Below are 14,655 nucleotides of genomic sequence, written 5' to 3' on the forward strand. Positions count from 1 at the left end.
TCTGAGGACCGTCCCCCCGTCCGTATGTGCTTGCTGCGTTGCGCCAGGCTAACTGCTGGCGCAGAACGGGGCTATTCCCCCGGCTGATCCTCACTCGCCGTGGGCGGGTGCGGCAGCCGGGCCGCGGCGACGACGCCCTCCAGGTACCCGCGCGCACGCTCGGTGCGCGGGTAGGACTCCAGCAGCTTCCAGAAGTCCGGTCCATGGCCGGGCACCAGGAGGTGGGTGAGTTCGTGAAGGAGGACGTAGTCGACGACGTACTCGGGCATGCCCTGCAACCGGTGGGACAGGCGGATGCTGCCCTCGGCCGGCGTGCACGAGCCCCAGCGGGAGTTCTGGTTGGTCACCCATCGCACCGTCCGCGGCCGCGCGCGGCCGGCGAGGTACTGCGCGGACAGTTGCTCCGCCCGGGCGGTCAGCTCGTCGTCGCCGAGCCGGCGGCGGCTCTCCTGGGCGGCGAGCTTGTCGAGCATGACCGTCACCCACCGCTTCTCCTCGGCGGCGGACATCCGGGCGGGGATGAGGACCACGGTGACGTCGCCCTCGCGGTACGCCGAGACCGTCCGGCGCCGTCGGGAGCTTCGGCGTACTTCGACGGCGCCGGTCCGGGGGGAGCGCGAGGGCTGGCCGGAAAGGCTCTGGGCGGGGTCGGCGGACACGCCCCGACGTTACCCGCACCAGGTCCGGGAAGTCCCGTCCCCCGGGATGCCGGGTGAGAAAGGAAACAGCGGGGCACTGCTGGAGAGCCCGGAAAACCGCAGGTGGCGGGCAAACCCCGCGGAAGGCGACGGGGGCCGGCGTGGAGCAGGCCGGGAGGAGGCGGGGAAGACCTGGAAGGACTCGGAAAGCCCGGGAAAGCTAGGGAAAGCCCGGGAACGCCCCCGAAAGACCCGGAAAGTACCGGACGCCGGTCATATCGAATGACTGTCCACAGCACCTGTGGATAACTTTCCGGGCCGGTTCGGGGGTTCAGGGCATGCTGGTCCTGTACGGAGTCGGAACAGTCTCTCGATCGGGAGCCGAGCCCACGGGGGTGGCGATGCGTCCCATGCTCAAAGCGGCGATGCGCCGCAGTTGGCGCAGCCGGGAAAGCCTGCAATTCGGCGTCGACCCGGCACACGCGGTGGTCCTGGACCCGGTGGACGGCGCGGCCGCCGCCTTCCTCGACCTGCTCGACGGCACACGCGGGCTCGGCCCGCTCGCCCGCGAGGCCGAGTCGCTGGGGCTGCGGCCCCCGCAGGCCCGGCGACTGCTCGGACTGCTGGCCGACGGCGGTGTGCTCGACGACGCGACGGCGCATGCCGAACTGTCCGAGACGATACGGCACCACTCCGCCGCGCTGGACCGGCTCCGCCCCGACCTCGCGGCGCTGTCCGTGGTGCACTCCGACCCCGGCGGCGCAGCGGACCGGATGAGCAGGCGGCGGGCCGCCCGGGTGCGGGTGGCCGGGGCCGGCCGGGTCGGCGCGACGGTGGCGGCGGTGCTGTCCGCGGCGGGCGTCGGCAAGGTCGACGTGCACGACGGCGGCCGGGTCGAGCCCTGGGACACCGCGCCGGGCGGCATCCCCGCCGAGCACATCGGCGAGCGCCGGGACGCGGCGGCGCGCGGCCTCGTGCGCAGAGCGGCGCCCGATCCCCGGGCGGCGGCGGTGGGCCGGCGGGGGCCGTCCGCCGTGCCGGAGTCCGGGCTGTCCCTGGTGGTGCTCGCGCCGCGGGACGGCCTGGCCGCCTACGCTCCCGATCCGCAGGGAGCCGCCCCGCTGATGGCCGCCGGGATCCCCCATCTGTACACGGGGGTGATGGAGGGCCGGGGAGTGGTGGGACCTCTGGTGGTCCCGGGCAGCACGGGGTGCGCGGGATGCCTGGCGCAGCGGATGGCGGACGCCGACGCGGCCTGGCCCCGAGTGCTGGCGCAGTTGCGGTCCGGGCGGGGCGGGGTCCCGGCCTGCGACGTCGCGCTGGCCACCGCGGTCGCGGGGCTCGCCGCGGCACATGCCCTGGCCTTCGTGGACGGCGGCCGGCCGCCGAGTTGCGGCGGGCGGGTCGAGATGGGACTCGCCCGGCTGACGACGGAGCTGCGGCCCGTTCCGGGCGACCGCAGGTGCGGCTGCGGGGCGCGCACCGGGGGCGCCGCGGGTGATGCGGGTGATGCGGGTAGCGGGGTGACCGACGACGCCTGAGGTTTGTGACACCGGCGATCCCGCGGTCCGGGAGAGGCGGGGGACAATGACGAGGTGACCGAACGGAAAGAGGGGGCGCATGTCTGATCTTCCGCGCAAAGCGATGACCCGTACCGCCAAGCTGGCGGCGCTCCCGCTGGGATTCGCCGGGAGAGCGACGCTGGGGCTGGGCAAGCGGCTCGGCGGGCGCCCCGCGGAAGAGGTCGCCGGCGAACTGCAGGCGCAGACGGCCGAACAGCTTTTCAAGGTCCTCGGGGAGCTGAAGGGCGGGGCCATGAAGTTCGGCCAGGCCCTGTCGGTCTTCGAGGCCGCCCTGCCCGAGGAGGTCGCCGGCCCCTACCGCGCCGCCCTCACCCGACTGCAGGACGCGGCGCCGCCGATGCCCGCCCGCACCGTGCACGCCGTGCTGGCCGAGCGTCTCGGCGCGGACTGGCACGAGTTCTTCATCGAGTTCGAGGACGTGCCGGCGGCGGCGGCCTCGATCGGGCAGGTGCACCGGGCCGTGTGGCACGACGGCCGCACGGTCGCGGTGAAGGTCCAGTACCCCGGCGCCGGGGAGGCCCTGCTGTCGGACCTCACACAACTCGGCCGGGTGGCGAAGCTGTTCGGGCCGCTGATTCCCGGCATGGACGTCAAGCCCTTGATCTCGGAGCTCCGCGACCGGGTCGCGGAGGAGCTGGACTACGAGCTGGAGGCCCAGGCCCAGCACACCCACGCGGTGGAGTTCGCCGACGACCCGGACGTGGTGGTGCCGAACGTGGTGCACCGCACAGACCAGGTGCTGGTCACCGAGTGGATGGACGGGGTGCCGCTGGCGGAGGTGATCGCGCGGGGCACGGCGGAGATGCGCGACCGCGCGGGTCAGTTGCTGGCGCACTTCCTCTTCGCCGGACCGGCCCGCACCGGGCTGCTGCACGCCGATCCGCACCCGGGCAACTTCCGGCTGCTGATCGACGACGGCCCGGCGCAGGGCTGGCGGCTGGGCGTGCTGGACTTCGGCACGGTGGACCGCCTCCCGGGGGGCCTGCCGCTGCCGATAGGGACGGCGCTGCGCCTGGCGCTGGCCGACGACGCGGATTCGGTGCACGCCTTGCTCTGCCAGGAGGGCTTCGTCAAGCCCACGGTCGCACTCGACCCGGACGCCGTGCTGGACTACCTGCGGCCGATCATCGAGCCGGCGGCCGTGGAGGAGTTCACCTTCGCTCGCGGCTGGATGCGCTCGCAGGCGGCGCGGATCGCCGACCCGCGCTCACCTGCGTACCAGCTGGGCAAGCAGCTCAATCTGCCGCCCTCGTACCTGCTCATCCACCGGGTGACGCTCAGCACCATCGGGGTGCTGTGCCAGCTGGCGGCCACGGTGAGGCTCCGGGAAGAGCTGCTCGAATGGCTGCCGGGCTTCGCAGAGGAGGGCCTGGTCCCACTGGCCGAGGCAGAGGACGCCTCGGCCTGAGGGGCAGCCGGGGGCGGGGGCAGGGAGCGGCTCTACCGCCAGGAGGGGTCCCTCACCACCAGGAGGAGTCCAGTCTGCCCTCGATGCTGCGGATGTGGGTGCGGGCGCAGTCGTCGCAGAAGTACACGCGGCTGCCGTTCTCGACGGAGCAGGTCCAGGTGAGGGGAAGTCCGTTGGCAACGGCCCCGCAGCGGGCGCACGCGGTCGTCTCGGGAGCAGTCCCGACCCGTTCGGATTGCGTCTTCTGGTCCACTTCGCGACGATACCGCGGGGCCGGTCGAAATCGACCGGCCCCGCGGCCTGTGTGTCGTCGCCGATCTTCCGGCGCTACTGCATCACGGCCGTCGCCAGCGCCCGGCGGGCGCGCAGCGAGGCACGTTCGGCGCGGCGCTGGAGGCGCCGGGCCCTGACCATGCGGAGGGCTGTTCGTTCGTGCTCCGCCTCGTAGAGGCGTTCTTGCATATGGGCACGGGCCAGGGCTTCTGGCATGAGTTGCATTTCGAGGTTCCTGTTCTGGCGGTCAGCGGGGGCGTCGGAGGGCCGGGCGGGGCGTTCGGTGGCGGACGGGGTCATCGGGGCCTGCTTCTTGGGGTCGTGCGTGAGGGGATGGTCGATCGTTCCGACAGTTGGGCGCTTCATGCCACAACCGCGTTCTTGCGCGGACGGCCACGGGGACGCTTGCGCGGGACGACGACGCCCTGCACGAAGAGCTCGCCACCCCAGACACCCCAGGGCTCACGGCGGTCCTTGGCACCGGCGAGGCAGGCCTCGCGGACCGGGCAGGTCTGGCACAGCGACTTGGCGTACTCCACGTCGGCCGGGGACTCGGCGAAGAAGACCTCCGGGTCGTAGGTACGGCAGGGGACGGGGACGCCGAGGCGGTCGATCTCGTCGTCGAGTTCGGTGAGGGGCAGCAAGGGGGCCTCCGGGGCAGGGTCGGGCGGAGCGGCGCGGAGCGCCTCGTCACCAGAGCGGTGGTGGATGACAGGCGGGCGTGCTGGGGCGGGTACGGACGGTGCGTGCGAGGTGAGATGCACGATCGCTTCGTTCCTCATCTGCTTGTCGGGGGTGGGAAAACAGAAGGGCCGCGGATCCCGGTCTGGGATTCCGCGGCCCTGAAGGCGCCGGCCTGATCGTCGATCAGGCTGGATCACTCCAGGGTTCGAGCCCGCGGAAGGCCCACTTCAGGTGCTGCTGCTTCTGGTTTCCGGCACCATTGGTCGCCGCAATGGCATAGGCCTGGGCTTCTGCCACCACTGCCGCCGCCGGTGCCTGCGTCGGTCGCTCGCCACCGCGCTCCCGGATGGAGAGGACGGTGGTGGGCAGACCGCCGGACAGACCGGTGCCACGGAACGAGGCACCAAGGAAGCAGGCGGCGACGACCGGGCGATCGGTCATTTTCGTCATGAAGCTGATCATTGGTCTCGCCTCCTCTCGGCGTCTCGTAGGGCGGGTCTGGCAGGTGGTGCCGGGTCAGTACATCACGGATGACACCGCTCCGGGAAGGTCCTTCACGAAGCCGCGTCGTTCGCGCTCACGCAGGCTATGGGGATTTCCATGGGGCGCGCAAACTATTTTCCGACCTCTTCCGCAACAGCTTCACCACCGGCCTCGTCCCCGGGTTCGCCGCCGTCCTCACCGCCGGGCTCGCGCCCCGCGCACAGGGCGAGGACGTCGGCACCGAACTTGTCCATTTTGCGGGCTCCGACTCCGGAGATGACGGACAATTCCCCCTCGGTGGTGGGCCGCACCTCGGCGATCGCCAGCAGCGTCTTGTCGGTGAAGACGCAGTAAGCCGGCTGGCCCAGTGCCTTCGCCTGCTCCACCCGCCATTCACGCAGCCGCTCGTACAGCGCCTCGTCCAGGTCGGAGGGGCAGTCCTCGCAGCGCATCAGCTTGATCTCGCCCGCGTCGGACAGGGTGCGGCCGCACACGCGGCACTGCACCGGGCCGCGCCGCTTCCTGCCGCCCGAGCCGCGCTCCACGCCGCCCGTGGCGGCCGAACGCCCCCCCGCGGCGCCCCGGGCCGCCGAGCCCGGCCGCAGCCCGTTCAGGAAGCGCGAGGGCCGCCTGCCGCCGCGGCCACCGGGCGACCGTGACAGCGCCCACGACAGGGCGATGTGGAACCGGGCGCGGGTCACGCCGACGTAGAGCAGCCGGCGCTCCTCCTCGACCTGCTCGTCGGTCTTGGCGTAGGTGATCGGCATCGTGCCCTCGGTCAGTCCGACCAGGAACACCGCGTCCCACTCCAGGCCCTTGGCGGCGTGCAGTGAGGCGAGGGTGACGCCCTCGACCGTCGGGGCGTGCTGCGCGCCCGCCCGCTCGTCGAGCTCGGCGACGAAGTCCGCGAGCGTGGCCTGCGGCCGGGCGCGGGCGAAGTCCTCGGCCAGCCGCACCAGGGCGGCCAGCGACTCCCAGCGGTCGCGGACGGCGCCCGATCCGGCCGGGGCCTCGGGGGACCAGCCGCGGGTGCCGAGCACCGCCCGGACATGGGCGGGCAGGTCCGCGTCGTCCAGGCCCGGGTCCGAGCCGCCGCCGGCCCGGGCGGCGCCACGCAGCAGCATCCCGGCCTCGCGGACCTCGGGGCGCTCGAAGAAGCGCTCGGCGCCGCGCAGCTGGTACGGCACGCCGGCGTCGGCAAGGGCCTGCTCGTAGACCTCGGACTGGGCGTTCACCCGGTACAGCACGGCGATCTCGCTGGGCCGCACGCCCTCGTCGATCAGCTCGCGGATCCGCCGGGCGGTGCCCTCGGCCTCGGCGGGCTCGTCCGCGTACTCGGTGTAGACCGGCTCGGGTCCGGCCTCGCGCTGCGATACCAGCTCGAGTCGGTGCTGGGCTGCCTGGCCGCGCGCCTGGGACAGCAGGCCGTTGGCCAGGTGTACCACCTGGGGGGTGGAGCGGTAGTCGCGGACCAGCTTCACCACTGTGGCCTGCGAGTGCCGGCTGCGGAACCCGAGCAGGAACTCCGGGGTGGCGCCGGTGAAGGAGTAGATGGTCTGCGAGGCGTCGCCGACGACGCAGACGCTGTCCCGGCCGCCGAGCCAGAGGTCCAGCAGGCGCTGCTGCAGCGGGCTGACGTCCTGGTACTCGTCGACGACGAAGTGCTGGTACTGGGAGCGGACGGCGTCGGCGACGTCAGGCCGGTCTTCCAGGACGCCGACGGTCAGCAGCAGCACGTCCTCGAAGTCGATGGCGCCGCGGTCGCGCTTGAGCTGCTCGTACGTCGTGTAGACCCGGGCGATCTCGGCGGGGTCGCGCGGCACGTCCCGGGCGGCCTTGGCGGCGGCGGCCGGATAGTCCTCGGGCGCCGTCTGGGTGACCTTGGCCCACTCGATCTCGGCGGTGACGTCGCGCAGCTCACCCCGGTCCAGCCGGATGCGGGAGCGGGCCCCGGCCTCCGCGACGAGCTGGATCTTGCGCTCGAGCAGCCGCGGCATGTCGCCGCCGACGGCACGCGGCCAGAAGTACTGCAGCTGGCGCAGCGCCGCGGAGTGGAAGGTGCGCGCCTGCACGCCGCCCGCGCCGAGCTGCCGCAGCCGCCCGCGCATCTCCCCGGCCGCTCGGGCGGTGAAGGTGACCGCGAGCACACTGGCCGGCTGGAGTATCCCGGCGCGCACCCCGTACGCGATCCGGTGGGTGATCGCGCGCGTCTTGCCCGTGCCGGCTCCCGCCAGCACGCACACCGGGCCGTGCAGCGCGGTGGCGACCGCGCGCTGTTCCGGGTCGAGCCCGTCGAGCACGGCGTCCGCCGACTCCGGGACGGCCGGGAACTCCGGGAAGAGCGGGGTGGGGGTCGGTGCAGTCACCCTGCCATGCTGCCATCTCCCCGAGGACGGCCCCGCGAAGTTGTCCACAGCTGAGGTGTGATGGTCACACCGCGAACGATTGCAAGGAATGCCACGGCGAGGGGTTAGCGTTCACGGGATCGACGTCATCCCCAGCCTTGAAGGAGCGAACACGATGTCCGGCACTGTGACGATGTACAGCACCACGTGGTGCGGATACTGCCGCCGCCTGAAGGGGCAGATGGACCGTGAGGGCATCGCCTACACGGAGGTCAACATCGAGCACGACCCGGACTCGGCGAAGTTCGTCGAGAGCGTCAACGGCGGCAACCAGCTCGTCCCGACGCTCCTGGTGTCGCCCAAGAGCGGCGCCGAGGCAGTCGCACTCAGCAACCCCAGTCTGGCCCAGGTCAAGCAGGCCCTCGCGGGCTGAGACCGGTCCGCCCCGGCTGTGCGCACGCGCGGCCGGGGCGGACGACGCGGCGGGCGGCGCGCTCAGCGACGGGCCGGCAGCGGCATCCCGTACCAGCGCTCGATCAGCCGCGCCGCGATGGAGATCCCGTACGGCGGCAGCACCTCGCCGGTCTCCATCGCCTTGCGGTACTCCTCGCGGGAGAACCAGCGCGCCTCGTGCAGTTCCTCGCCGTCCACGGTGATCTCCGCCGACGTGGCCCGCGCCATGAAGCCCAGCATCAGGCTCGAGGGGAACGGCCAGGGCTGGCTGGAGACATAGGACACCTCGCCGACCGCCACCCCCGCCTCCTCGGCGACCTCGCGCACCACGGCCTGCTCGAGGGACTCCCCCGGCTCCACGAAGCCCGCGAGCGTCGAGAAGCGCCCCTCGGGCCAGTGCACCTGGCGGCCCAGCAGCGCCCGGTCCTCCTCGTCGGTGACCAGCATGATCACCGCGGGGTCGGTGCGCGGGTAGTGCTCCGCCCCGCAGGCCGGGCAGCGGCGGATGTGGCCCGCGGCCGCCACCACGGTGCGTTCCCCGCAGCGCGAGCAGAAGCGGTGCATGCGCTGCCAGTTCTCCAGCGCGACCGCGTGCACCATGAGGCCCGCGTGGCGGTCCGACAGCAGGACGCCGGCCTCCCGGAGCCCGGCCGGGCGGGCCGCGTCGTCCAGGCGTCCGGGCAGCGAGTCCTTCTGCAGCGCGAAATAGCGCACCCCCGCCTCGTCGATGCCGAGGAAATAGCGGTGCACCTCGCTCTCCGGCGCCTCGAAGCTCGGCATCATGACGAGCTCGGCATGGCCGTCCGGGGTGTCCTCGATCAGGACCTGGCCCCCGGAGACCACGAACACCCGCGTCGTCGGGTGGCTCCAGGCGGCCGCCAGCCACGCCTCGTCGAGCCGGTGCTCGGCGGCGCGGTCCACGCCCGACGAGCGGGCGAGGGGCGGGGGGAAGGCGGTCGCGTCGAAAGTGGTACCGATTCCGGACGTGTCGGACAAGATTGCTGTCAACTCCCCGTAGCGCGCGGATGGAGGCGGATGCTTACAGAGCCGTGAACTCGCTCCAGAGGTACGCGGACGTCTCCACGCCCTTGAGCAGAAGGTCGATCTCCACCTTCTCGTTCACCGAGTGCCAACCGTCGGACGGCACGGAAATTCCCAGGAACAGGACGGGAACATCGAGCACGTCCTGCAGGTCGGCCGCCGGGCCCGAGCCGCCCTCGCGGGTGTAGAGGACCTCCTTGCCGAAGGCCCGGCCCATCGCCCGCGTCACCGCACGCAGCGCGGGGTGGTCCAACGGCGTCAGACAGGGGCGGGTGGCTCCCCAGAAGGTGATCTCGTGCCGGACACCGGCCGGGACGCGGTCGGCGACCCAGTCGGCGACCAGCCGCCGTACCCGTTCGGTGTCCTGCCCGGCCACCAGCCGGAAGGACAGCTTCACCTGGGCCGAGGACGGCACGATCGTCTTGCCGCCCGGGCCCTGGTAGCCGCCGCCGATGCCGTTCACCTCGGCGGTCGGACGGGCCCAGACCCGCTCCAGGGTCGAGTAGCCGGCCTCGCCGCTCGTCGCGTACGACATGGCCGTGCGCAGCCAGCGCTCCTCGTCGAAGGGGAGGCGCGCGAACAGCGCGCGCTCGCGGTCGGTGAGCTCGACCACGCCGTCGTAGAAACCGGGGATCGCCACGCGGCCGTCCGCGTCGTGCAGCGCCGCGGCGAGCCGGGCCGCCTCGGTCGCCGGGTTGGGGACGGAGCCGCCGAAGGAGCCGGAGTGGATGTCCTGGTCGGGGCCGTACAGGTCGATCTGGCAGTCGACCAGGCCCCGCATGCCGGTGCACACGGTGGGGGTGTCCTCGTCCCACATGCCGGTGTCCGAGACGATCACGGTGTCGCAGGCCAGCCGCCCGGCGCGGGCGCGCACGAGGTCGGCGAAGTGCGGGGAGCCGGACTCCTCCTCGCCCTCGATCAGCAGCTTCAGGTGCACCGCCGGCGCGGTGCGGCCGGTGGCGGCCAGGTGGGCGCGGACGCCGAGTGTGTGGAAGAACACCTGCCCCTTGTCGTCGGCGGCGCCCCGCCCGTACATCCGGCCGTCATGGATCCGGGGCTCGAAGGGCTCGCCGTCCCAGCCGTCCTCGAGCGCGGCGGGCTGCACGTCGTGGTGGCCGTAGACCAGTACCGTCGGCGCGTCCGCGGTGTCGGAGGGCCACTCGGCGAAGACCGCGGGAGCGCCGGGGGTCTCCCACACCTCGGCCACCGGGAAACCGGTCTCCTTGAGCTTCGCCGCCAGCCACTCGGCGCTGCGCCGTACGTCGGCGGCGCGTTCCGGATCGGCCGAGACCGAGGGGATGCGCAGCCACTCGGCGAGGTCGCCGAGGAAGGTCTCACGATGGGCCGCGACGTACGTGCGGACGGCGCTGTCCGGGGTGGTGCTCATGGCCTCGAGCCTAGCGGCCGCCGAAGGGTCCCCCGGCGGCGGCCTCAGGAGCGGTCCTGGGCCCTGCACCCGATCCGGGTGGTGATCCGGGTGCCGGCCCTTGCTCCGGTCCCGGCTCCGGCTCCTGCCCCGGCTCCGGCTCACCGAGCAGCAGGCGCTCCAACGCGGCCCGGTCGGGCAGCGGCTCCGGCCGAACCACCTCTCCCGTCCGAACGTGCAGGAAGGCTGCCGTGACCTGCGACAGCGGCACTCCGCGCTGCTCGGCCCAGGCGAGTCGGTAGACCGCGAGCTGCAGGGGGTCGGCGGTGCCGGACCGCCCGGTCTTCCAGTCGACGATCTCGTAGCCGTCGCCCTCCCGGTACACCGCGTCGATCCGGCCCCGGATCACCCGTCCGGCCAGGGCGAGCTGGAACGGCGCCTCGACGCGGTAGGGAGTGCGCTCGGCGTACGGGGTCCTCAGGAACGCCTCCTTCAGCGCGGCGAGGTCGCGTTCGTCGGCGATCTCGTCGTCGCCCTCGATGCCGGGCAGCTCCTCGGGGGGGATCAGCGGCAGTTCCTCGAAGCGGGACTCCACCCAGGCGTGGAAGCGGGTGCCGCGCCGGGCCGCGGGCCGCGGCGGGCGGGGCATGGGCCGGGCGAGTTCACGGGCGAAGCCGTCGGGGTCGGCGGCCAACCGCAGCAGCGCGGAGGCGCTGAGCGTGGTGGGCAGCGGGACGTCGCGTACCACCGCGCGGGAGCGGAGGAGCTCCTCGGTGAGGGCGTCGAGGTCCCGGTCCCAGGACGCGACGGCGCGGGCCTCCTCGGGGAGCAGTGGCTCCTTGCCGTGCCCGTGCCGGGGCGCGGGCGGGGGCACGGCCGGCGGTGCGTCGAGGTCGTGCGGGCCGGGCTGCCCGGGGATGGCGGGCCGGTCGGCGGGCCGGTCCTCCCACTCGCCGGGGTCGCCCGCGCCGTACGGCCCCTCGTAAGGATCGCCGTACGGGTCGCCGGCGTCGTGGTCGCCGTACCCGTCGTAGGCCTCGTCGTACGGCGGCGGCTCCTCCTCGTCCTCGGGGGGCGGCGGCCAGTCCGGGTCCGGCACGGCGGCCGCCGGCGGGGCCGCCGGGGCGCTCAGCTGGGCCAGCACGCTGCGGGCTGCCTCGCGGCGCCGGGCCATGGCCGCCGGGTCCAGGGGCAGCGGCCACGGTGTCTCGCCCGTACGCGCCAGAGCCGGGTTGCCGGCATCGGGAGCGGGCTCGTCGGCCCAGTGCTCGACCTCGCCGTGGCCGGCCTCGCAGTGCGCGCGCAGCGCCTCGAGGAAGGCGGACGGGCCGAAGGGCCGCTTCTGGTTGGGTCCCCACCAGTGGCCGGAGCCGAGCAGCAGGGAGCGCGGCCGGGTGAAGGTGACGTAGCCGAGCCGGAGCTCCTCGATCCGGTTGTGCTCGGCCATGGCCGCCTTGAAGTCCGCCAGCCCCGCCCGCGACCACTCCTCCAGGTCGGGCAGGGTGGCCGCGTCACCGCGCAGCGCATGCGGCAGCACCTTGGCGTTGAAGTGCCACGACTCGCGGCCCCGCTCACTCGGAAAGCCCTTGCGCACCAGCCCGGGAACGGCGACGACGTCCCACTCCAGACCCTTGGACTTGTGCGCCGTGAGCACCTTCACCGTGTTCTCGCCGCCGGGCAGCGAGCTGTCCAGGCCCTTCTCGTACTGCGCCGCCGTGCGCAGGAACCCGAGGAAGGCCAGCAGCGTGGCCTCTCCGTCCAGGGAGGCGAAGCCGGCCGCGACGTCCAGGAAGGCGTGCAGGGTCTCCCGGCGGCGCGCGGCCAGTGCGTGCGGGGAGGCGGAGAGTTCGACCTCCAGGCCGGTGACGGCGAGCACCCGGTGCAGGACGTCCATGAGCGGGTCGGCCAGGGCGCGGCGCAGTTCGCGTATCTCGGTGGCGAGGCGCGCGAAGCGCACCCGGGCCTCGGCCGAGAAGGGCAGGCGGTCCTCGGGCTCACCGTCGACGAAGGTCTCCAGGGCGTCGGCGAGCGAGATCACCTCGGCCGGGTCCACGCCCTCCACGGCGGCGGCCAGCCGGTCCGCTGTGTCGCCCCGGCCCGGCACCAGCAGCCGCGCCCGCCGCCCGAGCAGGGCCAGGTCGCGCGGCCCGATCCGCCAGCGCGGCCCCGTGAGCAGCCGCACGAGGGCGGCGTTGGCCGTCGGGTCCTGCAGCACCTCGCAGACCGCGACCAGGTCGGCGACCTCGGGGAGGTGCAGCAGCCCGGACAGGCCGACCACCTCCACCGGCACGTCGCGCGCGACGAGCGCCGCATGGATGTCGGCGAAGTGGCCGGCGGCCCGGCACAGCACGGCGATCTCACCGGGTGCGGTGCCCGTGCGGACCAGGTGTGCGATGGAATCGGCGATCCAGGCGATCTCCTCATGCTGGGTGGGCAGCAACGCGCAGCGCACCCCGCCGTCCCGTTCGGCGCCGGGCGCGGGCCGCAGGGCCTCAACGCCCTCGTGCCGCTCGCGCAGCTCGGCGGCGAGGCCGTTGGCGAGGTCGAGCAGGCGGCCGCCGCTGCGCCGGTTCTCCGACAAAGACTGGCGCCGGGCCGGTGTCCCGTCGGCGTGCGAAAAGTGCAGCGGGAAGTCGTCGAGGTTGGCCACCGAGGCGCCGCGCCAACCGTAGATGGCCTGGCAGGGGTCGCCGACCGCGGTCACCGGATGGCCGGTGCCGTCCCCGAACAGCGCGGAGAGCAGCAGGCCCTGCGCCACGGAGGTGTCCTGGTACTCGTCGAGCAGCACCACGGCGTACTGCTCGCGCAGGATGCGGCCGACCTCGGGGCGGGTGCGGGCCAGGGTCGCGGACAGGGCGATCTGGTCGCCGAAGTCGAGCAGGTCGCGCTGCTTCTTCTCGGCGCGGTACGCCGCGGCGAGCCCGGTCAGGTCGATGCGGGCGCGGGCCGTCTCGGGGAGCCTGCGCAGATCCGCGTTGGTCAGCCGGACGCCCTCGAGGTCGGCGAGCCACTCCCGGTCGTACGCGAGCAGCCGCTCGGGCGGCACCAGATGCTCCGCCAGCTCGCCCTCCAGCGCCAGGAGGTCGCTCACAAGGCCGGGGACGCCCTTGGTGAGCGCCGGGAAGGGACCGGGCGCGGCCCGCAGGACGCGCGCCGCCAGCTGGTAGCGCGTCGCGTCGGCGAGCAGACGCGCGGTCGGCTCCAGCCCGATGCGCAGCCCGTGCTCCTTGAGCAGCTGCCCGGCGAAGGCGTGGTATGTGGAGATCCGCGGCTCGCCCGGCGCGTGGTCGGGGTCCGCCGGGTCCGGGTCGGTCACACCGGCCCGGACGAGGGCCTTGCGCACGCGCTCGGACAGCTCCCCGGCCGCCTTGTTGGTGAACGTCAGGCCCAGCACCTGCTCGGGCGCGACCTGCCCGGTGCCGACCAGCCACACCACCCGGGCCGCCATGACCGTCGTCTTCCCGGAACCGGCGCCGGCCACGATCACCTGCGGGGCGAGCGGCGCGGTGACGCACGCCAGCTGCTCCGGGGTGAAGGGGATGCCGAGCAGCTCCTTGAGCTGTTCGGGGCCGGTGATGCGGGAGGACACAAAGGGGAGGCTATCGGGCACCACCGACAGCGGGCCGAGCCGCACCCGGTCCACCGGGGTCAGGGCGTATTCCTCCCTACCGGCGTAGAACAGCAGGTTCTACGCCGGGCCCATGGAGCGCATCCCGGTACGCGAACTGAACCAGAACACCAGTGCCGTGCTCGCACGCGTCCAGCACGGTGAAACCTTGGAGGTGACCGTGAGCGGAACCCCCGTGGCCCGTCTCGTGCCCATCTCGCGCGGCCAGTCCGTGCTGGACCGCATGGTCGCCGAGGGACGCGCCACCCCGCCCGTGGCCTCGGGTCCGGTGCCGGTGCCGCCCGTTCTCGACGACCCGGGGATCGACACGGCGGCCGCACTCGTCGCCCTGCGCGACGAGGAGCGCTGGTGATCTACCTGGACTCGGCGGCGATCGTGAAGATGGTCCGCCGGGAGCAGGGCACTCGGGAGTTGGTCGCCTGGCTGAACGACCGCCCGGACGAGCCTTTGGTGTCGTCGTCGCTCGTCGAGGTGGAGGTGCCGCGCGCCTTGCGTCGATCGGCCCCGCAGGCACTCGCCGGGGTCCCCGGGGTGATCACCCGGCTCTACCGGTTCGAGATCGACGCCGCCGTCCGCGCCACGGCTTCCGCTTACGGCGATCCGCTGCTCCGCTCTCTCGGCTCGGTCCTGGCGACCGCACAGCTCCTCGCGGGCCAGGCGGGCGCGGATCCGCTCGTGTTCGTCTCCTACGACCAGCGCCTGCTGCAGGCCGCGCGGGACCTCGGGCTGAGGGCCGAGGCCCCGGGCGGCTGA

At 73.4% G+C, this 14,655-nt stretch carries 14 protein-coding genes; 5 read left to right on the plus strand and 9 right to left on the minus strand.

Translation table 11 applies throughout. The features are described 5' to 3' along the window. Positions 1–71: 71 nt before the first annotated feature. Positions 72–659 (minus strand): M48 metallopeptidase family protein, encoded by a 588-nt coding sequence (locus ACRWND_RS07820; RefSeq protein WP_431947344.1) that lies wholly within the window; start codon positions 657–659, stop codon positions 72–74. Between the two features lie 380 nt (positions 660–1,039). On the opposite strand from ACRWND_RS07820, the gene ACRWND_RS07825 reads away from it, so the two are divergent. Together ACRWND_RS07825 and ACRWND_RS07830 are read left to right on the plus strand one after the other, a co-directional pair. Next, positions 1,040–2,179 carry a TOMM precursor leader peptide-binding protein gene (locus tag ACRWND_RS07825; RefSeq protein WP_431947418.1) on the plus strand — a complete coding sequence of 380 codons (1,140 nt, stop codon included), beginning with the start codon at positions 1,040–1,042 and terminating at the stop codon, positions 2,177–2,179. Positions 2,180–2,258: 79 nt separating this feature from the next. After that, entirely contained in the window at positions 2,259–3,629 is a 1,371-nt protein-coding gene (locus ACRWND_RS07830) for an ABC1 kinase family protein (RefSeq protein ID WP_431947346.1), read from the plus strand. 52 nt (positions 3,630–3,681) lie between these two features. Here ACRWND_RS07830 and ACRWND_RS07835 read toward each other — a convergent pair whose 3' ends face one another. From ACRWND_RS07835 to ACRWND_RS07855, 5 genes are all read right to left on the minus strand, one after another. Further along, positions 3,682–3,882, minus strand: a complete 201-nt coding sequence (locus ACRWND_RS07835; protein ID WP_431947348.1) for a hypothetical protein — start codon at positions 3,880–3,882, stop codon at positions 3,682–3,684. 74 nt (positions 3,883–3,956) lie between these two features. Then, positions 3,957–4,268, minus strand: a complete 312-nt coding sequence (locus ACRWND_RS07840; protein ID WP_431947350.1) for a hypothetical protein — start codon at positions 4,266–4,268, stop codon at positions 3,957–3,959. Beyond that, the gene (locus ACRWND_RS07845; protein WP_431947352.1) at positions 4,265–4,684 is read right to left on the minus strand and encodes a WhiB family transcriptional regulator; all 420 of its coding nucleotides are present in this window, start codon (positions 4,682–4,684) and stop codon (positions 4,265–4,267) included. Before ACRWND_RS07845 ends, ACRWND_RS07840 begins: the two co-directional genes overlap by 4 nt. A gap of 85 nt (positions 4,685–4,769) precedes the next feature. Further along, the gene (locus ACRWND_RS07850) at positions 4,770–5,048 is read right to left on the minus strand and encodes a hypothetical protein (RefSeq protein ID WP_431947354.1); all 279 of its coding nucleotides are present in this window, start codon (positions 5,046–5,048) and stop codon (positions 4,770–4,772) included. Positions 5,049–5,200: 152 nt separating this feature from the next. Further along, on the minus strand, positions 5,201–7,435 hold the full coding sequence (locus ACRWND_RS07855) for an ATP-dependent DNA helicase UvrD2 (RefSeq protein WP_431947356.1): 2,235 nt from the start codon (positions 7,433–7,435) through the stop codon (positions 5,201–5,203). A gap of 154 nt (positions 7,436–7,589) precedes the next feature. Between ACRWND_RS07855 and ACRWND_RS07860 the strand changes: the two genes are divergently transcribed. Next, positions 7,590–7,847 (plus strand): mycoredoxin, encoded by a 258-nt coding sequence (locus tag ACRWND_RS07860; protein ID WP_431947358.1) that lies wholly within the window; start codon positions 7,590–7,592, stop codon positions 7,845–7,847. A 62-nt stretch (positions 7,848–7,909) separates the two neighbouring features. Here the strand turns inward: ACRWND_RS07860 and nudC are convergent, their stop codons facing one another. From nudC to ACRWND_RS07875, 3 genes are all read right to left on the minus strand, one after another. Further along, the gene (gene nudC, locus ACRWND_RS07865; RefSeq protein WP_431947420.1) at positions 7,910–8,845 is read right to left on the minus strand and encodes an NAD(+) diphosphatase; all 936 of its coding nucleotides are present in this window, start codon (positions 8,843–8,845) and stop codon (positions 7,910–7,912) included. 61 nt (positions 8,846–8,906) lie between these two features. Next, positions 8,907–10,295, minus strand: coding sequence for a M20/M25/M40 family metallo-hydrolase (locus ACRWND_RS07870; protein ID WP_431947360.1), 1,389 nt, complete (start codon positions 10,293–10,295; stop codon positions 8,907–8,909). Between the two features lie 10 nt (positions 10,296–10,305). Further along, positions 10,306–13,863 carry a UvrD-helicase domain-containing protein gene (locus tag ACRWND_RS07875; RefSeq protein ID WP_431947362.1) on the minus strand — a complete coding sequence of 1,186 codons (3,558 nt, stop codon included), beginning with the start codon at positions 13,861–13,863 and terminating at the stop codon, positions 10,306–10,308. A gap of 112 nt (positions 13,864–13,975) precedes the next feature. Here ACRWND_RS07875 and ACRWND_RS07880 point away from each other — a divergent pair, with 112 nt between their 5' ends. Together ACRWND_RS07880 and ACRWND_RS07885 are read left to right on the plus strand one after the other, a co-directional pair. Next, positions 13,976–14,254 carry a type II toxin-antitoxin system Phd/YefM family antitoxin gene (locus ACRWND_RS07880; protein ID WP_431947364.1) on the plus strand — a complete coding sequence of 93 codons (279 nt, stop codon included), beginning with the start codon at positions 13,976–13,978 and terminating at the stop codon, positions 14,252–14,254. Beyond that, positions 14,251–14,655, plus strand: a complete 405-nt coding sequence (locus ACRWND_RS07885) for a type II toxin-antitoxin system VapC family toxin (protein WP_431947366.1) — start codon at positions 14,251–14,253, stop codon at positions 14,653–14,655. The genes ACRWND_RS07880 and ACRWND_RS07885 overlap by 4 nt, the downstream gene beginning before the upstream one ends.

The sequence above is a fragment of the Actinacidiphila sp. bgisy167 genome, from assembly GCF_965342175.1.
Taxonomy (GTDB): domain Bacteria; phylum Actinomycetota; class Actinomycetes; order Streptomycetales; family Streptomycetaceae; genus Actinacidiphila.